This is a genomic window from Companilactobacillus mindensis DSM 14500 (assembly GCF_001434275.1).
Lineage (GTDB): Bacteria > Bacillota > Bacilli > Lactobacillales > Lactobacillaceae > Companilactobacillus > Companilactobacillus mindensis.
Map to the genome: position 1 here is coordinate 1 of NZ_AZEZ01000012.1, position 10,392 is coordinate 10,392.

Sequence of the window (10,392 nt, forward strand, 5' to 3'; positions counted from 1 at the left end):
TTTAGAATACTCTCATTTTCTATATATCCACTTGACTAATCGTAGGAGATAGAGAGTGAAACAAGAATCTAGCTTGTGTAATTCGTTTTAAAAAGCTGATAAATAAATATCGGCTTTTTTTATGCAATTATTTCGAACATATGTTCTGTATAAATGATATACTTCAATTAAATCTTAGTTTAAGGAAACTTTTTGATACAATTAACTCAAATGGAGGGATTGATAAAATGAAACTTTTACATACTGCTGATTGGCATATCGGCCGAACCCTTAACGGAACCTCACTTTTGGATGAGCAAAAATATGCCTTCAACCAAATTTTACAAATTGCTAAAGACGAACAAGTCGACGGGATCGTCATTGCTGGTGATATTTATGACCGTGCCGTTCCCAGTGCTGAAGCCGTTACAGCCTTGAATGAAATGTTCCAACAAATAAATTTGGAAAATAAAATTCCTATCTACGCCATCTCTGGTAATCACGACAGCGCCCAACGCTTGAACTATGGCCGTGATTGGATGGAATTCACTAATTTTCACTTGAATACCTTATTAGAAGAAGCTTTTACACCTATCGAAACCGATGATGTTCAAATTTTCATGTTGCCATTTTTCGATCCCTTAGATGCTCGAGTTTATTACGGACACCACGGTATGGACGAAGAAGAAGCCCAACAGATCACTTCTATCGGTACTGCGATGAATTATGTCATTTCCGATATGGTGAAATTATTCGCCCCTAATAAAAAACATCTTTTGATCACTCACTTTGCTGTAACCGCTGATGGTCAAGATGATCCTAATCTAACTAGTGAGACAGCTTCAAAAGTTGGTGGTTTAGCTACTTTAACTGCTAGTCAATTTTCCGATTTTGATTACGTCATGCTCGGTCATATTCACACTCGTTTTGCTTCCCCAAGTGAAACTGTCAGATATTCCGGTAGTCCGGTTAAGTTCAACGTCAAAGAAGCTCGTTTAAAGAACAAAGGCAAAGGTGTTGACATCGTAACTATCAATGATTCGACCATCAGCCATGAATATCGTGCCCTCACTCCTCAAACTGATCTCGTTGTATTGGAAGAAGATTGGGATACTCTTTGTGACCCTGATTTTTACCAAAACCAACCGGCCAAAAAGGATTGGTTTGCCATCACCATCAAGAATTTCGAACGTAGCGAACACGTCCAGACTAATGTTCGAGCTGAATTACAAAAACGCTACGGCACTATTATCGAATTGGATTATCAACTCGATCAAGCCGAGCTCGAGACTCAAAATATCACTACTAACATTAATGAAGTAAGTCCTGAAGAGACCGTCAATCAATTTTTTCACAGCATTACTGGTAAAGATCTGTCGCCACAGCAAAATACTCTAGTGGAAAATATCTTCAATGAAGTTGAGAGGGAACATAAATGAAACCAATCTATCTAGACATTAACAATTTTGGACCACATGAACATTCAGTCATCGACTTCCGTAAGTTAGACGAATCACCAATTTTTCTAATCAGTGGTGACACCGGTGCTGGTAAATCAACCATTTTTGACGCTATGACCTTTGCCCTCTTCAGTACCACTACTGGTGATCGCGATGCTAAGGAAATGCGCAGTCAATTTGCTGAACCTAATCAAGCAACCAAAGTAATCTTTTACTTTGAACAAAGTGGCAAGATCTATAAAATCGAACGAACGCCTGAACAATATTTAGCTAAAAAAAATGGCCAAGGTATGACCAAAAAGACCCCCACCGCCAATCTGTCTGTCGTTGAAGATGTCAACGGCCTTGAAATCGAAAGTATCGCTACTAAACCCGTTGATGTCGGCAATGCTATCACTGAAATTCTCAATCTAACTTCTGACCAATTTCAAAAAATCATTCTCTTACCTCAAAATGATTTCTCCGAATTTCTAAAATCACACACTAGTGACAAGGAAACCATTCTCAAAAAGATTTTCGGAACCCAATTGTTCACCGATTTCACATCCAAATTAAAAGATCATTACGATCAGGCAAAAACTAAAGCGGATGATTTTAATAATTCTTTAAAAACTCAAACTCAGGCTCAAGTTTGGACGACTGAGGAACAAACTAATCTAAAGCAGACGCCTAATGATCAACTAGTTGTGGTTTTAAAGGATTATCTCAAAATACGTCAGGATAAATTGAATTCTGCCAAAAAGGCTGATCAAACTCTCAACCAAGCTTGGGAAAAGGCCGACAAAGATTATCACGCTGCTCAAGAGATTCAGAAGAATTTTGACAACTTAGCTACTTACAAAAAAGAATATCAAACTAACATTGTTGATAAATCCGACGTTATTAAACAATATCAACATCATATTGCCGAATTAAATTGGGCTAAGCCTTTGCGTGAAACCGTTCGTGATTTGGATAAGGCTACGCTCGAACAAGCTGAGACAACTAAGAATGTCAAAAAATTAACTGAAGCGGTCCATAATTCGGAGATCAAATTGAACCAAGCTAAGGCTACTTTGGCCGATTTAACTGCTCAAAAAGACAACTTCCAAGCCAAACATGATCAAGCTCAAAAATTGACTGTCTTGATCACCAAAACTCAAGATATCGAAAAAATCAAAATTGAAATTGCGAACCTCGAACCACAATTAAAAGCCGCCAAAGCTGAAGTTGCTCAACAAACTGCCACACTTGAACAACTTCAACAAACAATTGCCGACAAAAAGCAGACCGTCACCTCGACCGATAAATTGCTCGAACAAAAAGATGATTTAACTAAAGAAAAAGACAATCTGATCGAGACGCTCTCACCTTTAGAAAATGACCGTAACAACCTAGTATCAGAAGTACAGAAACTTCAGAAAAAGCTCGACCAAGCTACTGAAGATTTAAAAACTAAACAAGCTACTCTCACCGTGGCCAAAAATGATTATCAAGAAAAGATCAAAACTAGACAGTCTTTGATGATTGCCCAATTACGTCAAGAATTACAAACCGGTGAACCTTGTCCTGTCTGTGGTGCTACTGACCATCCCTTTGCTGACCACACCGCGGTAGCCGATGAAAATGAATTACGTAAATCCATGCAGGCTGTTGATGATTCGCAAAAGAAATACGCCGCCGCTGACAATGATGTCCAAACTATTCAAAATAATTTGGATGAATTATCAGCCGAGTTTGCCCAGAAACAAACGAAGGCCGTTACTTCTTTAAGAACCTTATCTGCCAAATATACCGAATTAATGGATCAATCAAAACTCGACTTACCTCAAGAATTCGACCTCAATGCCATTAAAAAGACTTTCCAAGTTAAGATCGAAGATATTGATGTCGCTATCAGAGCTGCTCAAAAAATTGCCAATGAAATTAAAGAACTGGAAAATCAACAAACTGAATCTCAAACTGACTTAAGCCAAGCCAATTCGAAGTTAGACAAGTTGACGGCTCAATTCCAAACTCGTTCAACTGACTATCAAGCCAAATTACACGATTTGGATAACCCTGAAATTTCCAGTCAAGAATTAGTTCAACAACAAACGCAGCTCAATCACGACTACGATACTTTCCAAAAACAATTAACTACTGCCCAAGAAAATGTCACGACTGCCGAAAAGACTTTCAGTAATAATCAGACTCGACTAACCGACATTCAGGCTACTCTAGAAAAGCAAACCGCTACTATCAAGGAGTTATCTGATACTTTAACTCAATCCTTGAATTCCACCGATGCCAAGACTAATGACTACGATACTTTGGACCACTGGATTCACGAATTGGCTCAAGATGAACTCAGCCAACTTCAAAATAAAATCACTAGTTACAACAAAGAAAAAGAAATGCTCGATGAATCTATCCTTAAGATTCAAAAGCAATTAACTGACGTTACTAAACCTGATTTAGTTACCCTCAAACAAGCGGCTGCTGACCTGCAAACTAAACACGAACTTGCGATTGCAGAATCGGCCACAGCCAACAAGGAATACAATGACGCTCAAAAAAACCTTGTTAAAGTTCAAAAAATCATGCAACAACAAGGTGACTTTGCTGAAGAATTGGCTGCTATCACTAGTCTTTACAATGTCGTCACTGGTAAAGATGGCAACGATAGCAAACTAAAACTTGAAACTTATGTTGTCCAAAACTATCTACAAAAGATTCTCCATTACGCTAACATCACCTTCATGAATCACTTGTCTAACAATCGTTATTCCTTCGTGATCTCGCAAAATGATGCTAACAAGCAACGTGACCACGGTTTGGATATCAATATTTCTGATCGTCAAACTGGCAAAATTCGTTCTTCTAACACTTTATCCGGTGGTGAAACTTTCATTGCTGCCCTCTCAATCGCCTTGTCATTGAGTGAAGTCGTGCAGTCTTCTGCCAACGGCGTTCAAATCGATGCCTTATTTGTTGATGAAGGTTTCGGTTCTCTGGATGATGATACTTTAAACGATGCGATGGATGCCTTAGAAGAAATTGGTAAAAATCGCATGGTCGGTGTTATCAGCCACGTCGATTCGATGCAACAACGTATCGCCCAACAATTACTCGTCAAAAAATTAGGTGACGGTAAGAGTAAAATTGAATTGATTACCAAATAAAAAAGCATCCCTTTTGGGATGCTTTTTTACTTTTATAGAGGATTAACACTGATAAAGCGTTTCTCTAGCACTTTCAAAATTGCATTGGCCGTATCTAACGATGTATAAAGTGGCACTGAATTCAAGACCGCATTTTGACGAATAATGTAGCCATCAGAATGTTGGCTTCTACTTTCGCCTAAGGTATTGATCAACAATTGAATCTTATTGTGACTCAAGTAGTAGACGATATCTTCATCAGCCTGTCCTACTTCGGGAACTACTTTGGCCTCCACGCCACAATTCTTAAAGTAGGCAGCCGTTCCCTTGGTAGCGAGAACTTGGAAACCAACTTCATGGAATCTCTTGGCTAAACCACAAGCTTCTTTCTTATCGTTATCGTTGACTGTGATCAAAACATTACCGGCATCTTTGATATGTTGGTTAGTAGCTTCGAAAGCCTTGTACAACGCTTCAGTATAATCGAGTCCAGAACCCATGACTTCACCGGTTGACTTCATCTCAGGTCCCAAAGCACTGTCGACATTGTTTAATTTATTGAAGGAGAATGTCGGAGCCTTGACGTGGATCAAACGAGATTCTGGTTCCAAACCTGGTTCTAGACCGAGTTCTTCAAAGTCAGCACCCAGAATCAACTTCGTGGCTACCCGCGCCATCTGCACATCAGTAACTTTACTCAAGAAAGGTACCGTCCGACTGGCACGTGGATTAACTTCAATGACGTAAGCTTGATTTTCGTGAATAACGAATTGAACGTTCATAATACCGATACAATTCAACTCTTTGGCTAACAATTTTGCATACTTCACGATTTGATTTTGCACTTCGTCAGGAATATTTTGTGGTGGATAAACCGCCATCGAATCACCAGAGTGAACTCCGGATCTTTCGATATGTTCAATAATACCTGGCAACAAGACGTCCTTGCCATCACTCAAAGCATCGATTTCACATTCACGTCCAGTCAAATAAGTATCGATCAAAACTGGATGGTCATTGGAAACGTGGACAGCTTCGTGCATATATTTGTCGAGTTCTTCATCGGAACGAACAATTTCCATAGCCCGACCACCGAGAACATAACTAGGACGGATCAAAACTGGATAACCGATCTTGTGGGCAACTGCCAAAGCACCTTCTTGGGAAGTAGCTGTCCCACCGGCTGGTTGAGGAATGTTCAATTTCTTGATGATTTGGTCAAAGAGATCACGATCTTCAGCGCGATTGATATCTTCAACTTGTGTACCAAGAATCTTGATGCCATTGTCTTGCAATGGCTGTGCCAAATTGACTGAGGTTTGGCCACCGAACTGCACGATAGCACCAACTGGCTGTTCAATATCGCAGACATTCAAGACATCTTCCAAAGTCAAAGGTTCAAAGTACAACTTATCCGCAACTGAATAATCAGTTGAAACAGTCTCCGGATTATTGTTGATGACAATGGCTTTGTAGCCCATCTGTTGAACGGCTCTGACACAGTGGACTGTTGAATAATCGAACTCGATTCCTTGACCAATTCTGATAGGACCAGAACCGAGGATCAAGACTGATTTATCAGACATTTTAGTCGATTCATTTTCTGTTTCGTAAGTACTGTAGAAATATGGTGCCTCAGCTTCAAATTCACCGGCACAAGTATCGACCATCTTGTAAGTTGGCAAAATTTCACTTTGTTTTCGGAAGTGGCGAATGATATCTTCATCCAAACCATTCAAACGGGCGATAGTTTTATCCGAATAGCCCAGACGTTTGGCATCAAAGACAATTTCTTTGTCCAAAGTACCGTTTGTCAAAACTTTTTCATATTTAACGATGTTGTCCAATTTGGCTAAGAAGTAAGGATTAATAGCCGTTAATTGATTGATTTCCTCATATGAAACATCGCGTCTCAATAATTCAGCTAAATAGAATAAGCGGTCATCAGTTGGAGTTTGAACGTATTTTTTCAATTCATCAAGTGATTTGTCCGCTAATGAATCCATGATCAAATCTTCTTGATCGATTTCCAGTGAACGAACGGCTTTTTGGAACGCTTCTTCGATATTTCTACCTAAAGCCATCACTTCACCAGTAGCTTTCATTTGCGTACCGATAGTCCGGTCAGCCTTAGAGAATTTGTCGAATGGCCAACGAGGAATCTTGCAGACGACATAATCCAAAGCTGGTTCAAATTGGGCAAAAGTCTTGCCAGTGATTGGGTTGACGATTTCGTCCAAAGTTAAACCGACCGCAATCTTAGCGGCAATTTTGGCAATTGGATAACCAGTTGCTTTAGATGCCAAAGCTGATGAGCGACTGACCCGTGGATTTACTTCAATAATGTAATAGTTGCTAGTTTTGGTATCGATAGCCAGTTGAACGTTACAGCCACCTTCAATTTTTAAAGCTCGAATGATTTTTAAGGAAACATCACGTAACTTTTGAACTTCCGCATCAGTCAATGTTTGGATTGGTGACACTACGATCGAATCTCCAGTGTGAATCCCGACAGGATCGACGTTTTCCATGTGACAAACAGCCAACGCATTGTCGTTGCTATCACGCATAACTTCGAATTCAATTTCCTTGTAGCCGGCAATACTTTGTTCAATCAAAACTTCTGTTGATGGTGAAGCTTTCAAACCACGTTTAACAATTTCTTCCAATTCTGGTTCATTGTGGGCAACTCCACCACCAGTTCCACCCATCGTAAAGGCTGGACGGATGATGACAGGATAACCGATTTTGTCAACGAAAGCCTTGGCATCAGTGTAATTGTGGGTTGATTTGGAAGCGGGAACTGGTTCGTGTAATTTGTGCATCAATTCCTTGAACTCTTCACGATCTTCAGCTTCGTTGATAGTGTCAAGTTTCGTTCCGATAATCTCAATATCCAATTGGTCGAGAATGCCGGCATCTTTGAGTTGAACCGCCATATTCAAGCCAGTTTGGCCACCAAGTGTGGGGATAATAGCGTCAGGATGTTCTTTGACTAAAACTTTTTCCACGAATTCCAAAGTAATTGGTTCAATATAAACTTTATCGGCGATGTGTTTGTCAGTCATGATCGTAGCCGGATTGGAGTTGATCAAAACGGTCTCATAACCTTCTTCTTTCAAAGCCAGACAAGCTTGGGTTCCTGAATAGTCGAATTCGGCTGCTTGACCAATAATAATTGGACCGGAACCGATAATCATAATTTTTTTAAGATCTTTTCTTTTTGGCAATGTATTCCCCTCCAGCTATTTGTTAATCATGTCCCAGAATTTGTTAAACAAGAAATCAGCGTCGTGTGGTCCTGGCTTAGCGTCGGGATGAAATTGAACAGAGAAAGCATTGTACTTTTCATGTTCGACCCCTTCGACTGTCTGGTCAGTTAATTCGATCTGTGTAACTTTGAGATCAGTATCTTCAACTGATTTTTCATCGACTGCATAGCCGTGGTTTTGCGATGTGAAATAAATCTTACCAGTTGCTAAATCTTTGACCGGATGATTGAATCCACGGTGACCAAATTTCATTTTGAACGTCTTAGCACCATTAGCGAGACACAACAATTGGTGTCCCATGCAGATGCCAAAGACTGGGTAACGTTTTTCCAACTCAACGATGGTTGGCAAAATATCCGTGTGACGCGTTGGATCTCCAGGGCCATTGCTCAAAAGGATCCCATCTGGTTTCAAATTCTCAATTTCTTCAAGTGACGTATTGCCTGGTACTACAGTAACTTGCAAACATCTCTTAGTTAGTTCGGATACGATACTTTCCTTGTAGCCAAAATCCATTACTACGACATGCTTACCAGTACCGGCAAAAGTTGCTGGTGTGGGGTTGATACTCTTTTGTAGCTGTTCTTCATCTAATTTCCAAGTACTGATTTGGTCAATTAAACCTGAGTCTAAATCGTCAACGATTGCTGCCTTCAATGAGCCAGCTTTTCTAATTTTTAAGGTGATTGCACGTGTGTCAATTCGTCGGATACCGGGGACATTTTCTTGTTTTAGAAATTCATCGATTGTCATTTCACTTTGATAGTTGCCAGTGACATCGGTTATTTCTCGGGCTAATACGCCCTTTATAGTAGGCTTTTGTGATTCATTGAATTGTTTAGCGACGCCGTAATTGCCGATCATCGGTGCACAGAAGTTGATGATTTGTCCGTTGTAAGATTGATCGGTGATTGCTTCTTGATAACCACTCATTCCAGTTGTAAAAACAAGTTCACCAATTGTTTCCGTGTCGCTTCCAAAAGCCGTACCTTCAAAGTATGTTCCATCTTCAAAAACTAGGTATCTTTTCATATTTGTCCTCCGAATTGATAAAAATTTAGTACATAAAAAGGGATGCTCACCAGCATCCCTAAAGTTTTGTCTCAGACGATTGATTTAGACTGAACCTTTGGGATCTCTCTGGATCCAATTAAAAATTCAAATAATAAAACTTTTCACCAGTACGCGAAATTCAGAGAGTCCTCTCTGTTGTTCTTTCGCCTTTAAGATCTCACAGAATCCTATTAAAAGTTATTGTTCTCATAATACAAACATCGCGGTGAATAGTCAACGATTAAATTAAAAATATTTTAATTTAACTAATAGTTATATTAGATTATTTTAAGTAAATTAAAACTATGGCAATAAAAAAACTTTCTCTGCCTGCTGACAAAGAAAGTTTTAGTTTTGAGGATATTCCCCTACTTGATTACCTTCTAAGCCTCACAGGACTTATTTAAAAGTTGTTGTATTTATAATACAAATACCGTGTTGATTCGTCAATAGGCATTATTTTCTAAAGACATGTTCACGGTGGTATTGTAAATAATTTTTATTAGGAGAATATTCCCTATTCATATGTATTTTTCTATTTTGGTATTTATTTAATATTTTATTAGTTTCCGGATCATCCGATGCAATATCAGAAAGAATCATATGGCCACGGTCATCAAAGGTGAAATACCCTTGTGTAAAGGCATTTGAGAACAATTTTGTCAGACAAATGCCATTTCTAGGGTCAAGGCGAATATCTTGATTAGCATCCCAAGGTACGATCCTCGTTGCCACCAAATCTTCCTCATCGTCGTTAGCAACTAGGGCTGATTTATAGTGATAATTAAATTTTACTTTATCAGAAAAGAATTTATTTGCTGCCGCTTTGGTTGGAATCCCCTTGGCATTATCATTGATGAAATAAGCTTCCATTTTCTCGGCCTGGTAACATTTCACAGCAAGCGACTCTTCTTCAGCCGTTAAGTCTGTCGGCGCCATAGTTTGCTGACGATCCAACAAGCCGATGAAATCCTCTTTGTTGATCTGAGTAATGCCATTCATATTGAAGAAGTTTGACCACTTACCCTTGAACTTGCGGAAGGTCCAATCAAAGGTGCGAAGGTTTTGCTTCATCAAGTGATGTGAGAAAAGATAAGGATTCTTGATAGCCAACAAGTCGCTGCCTGTCAGTGGATCTTCACGCACTACCTCACCAAACTGACCAGCACCATAGAGATAGAATTCATTGCCCCATTCAGACGCACTACCGGATCGACGATAGATGAAAAGGTCGCCGGGTTGGATCTGTTTGTTGCTCTTGTTTTGGTAGCTGTAATATTTGAAGTCTACGTCGTTGTGGGAGGCGCTGGAACTGGAATCTATTATGAAGTAGTTAGTGTTGGGGTTGGTTAGTTGTTGGGTGTATTGATACATGATGTCCTCACTTTTTGATTATGTCATTGTATATGGTTATGCAACGATACGATATTAAAATTAAAAAATAAGATGTCAAATTAAAGTGCAACACAAAAGTTAGACAAAATTAAATATTGTTAAGCTGCTAAG

At 39.4% G+C, this 10,392-nt stretch carries 5 protein-coding genes; 2 read left to right on the forward strand and 3 right to left on the reverse strand.

Features of this window, described 5'->3' with window-relative positions; all coding sequences use genetic code 11:
* Nucleotides 1-227: 227 nt before the first annotated feature.
* Together FD29_RS01885 and FD29_RS01890 are read left to right on the forward strand one after the other, a co-directional pair.
* Nucleotides 228-1,418 (forward strand): metallophosphoesterase family protein, encoded by a 1,191-nt coding sequence (locus FD29_RS01885; protein WP_057887291.1) that lies wholly within the window; start codon nt 228-230, stop codon nt 1,416-1,418.
* Complete coding sequence (locus FD29_RS01890) at nt 1,415-4,582, forward strand: AAA family ATPase (protein ID WP_057887292.1); 3,168 nt, start codon at nt 1,415-1,417, stop codon at nt 4,580-4,582. Before FD29_RS01885 ends, FD29_RS01890 begins: the two co-directional genes overlap by 4 nt.
* Before the next feature lie 32 nt (nt 4,583-4,614).
* On the opposite strand, the gene carB is transcribed toward FD29_RS01890, so the two are convergent.
* From carB to FD29_RS01905, 3 genes are all read right to left on the reverse strand, one after another.
* Nucleotides 4,615-7,791, reverse strand: a complete 3,177-nt coding sequence (gene carB, locus FD29_RS01895; RefSeq protein WP_057887293.1) for a carbamoyl-phosphate synthase large subunit — start codon at nt 7,789-7,791, stop codon at nt 4,615-4,617.
* A 15-nt stretch (nt 7,792-7,806) separates the two neighbouring features.
* The gene (locus FD29_RS01900) at nt 7,807-8,865 is read right to left on the reverse strand and encodes a carbamoyl phosphate synthase small subunit (protein ID WP_057887294.1); all 1,059 of its coding nucleotides are present in this window, start codon (nt 8,863-8,865) and stop codon (nt 7,807-7,809) included.
* 477 nt (nt 8,866-9,342) lie between these two features.
* Nucleotides 9,343-10,260, reverse strand: a complete 918-nt coding sequence (locus tag FD29_RS01905; protein ID WP_057887295.1) for an HNH endonuclease — start codon at nt 10,258-10,260, stop codon at nt 9,343-9,345.
* Nucleotides 10,261-10,392 lie beyond the last annotated feature (132 nt).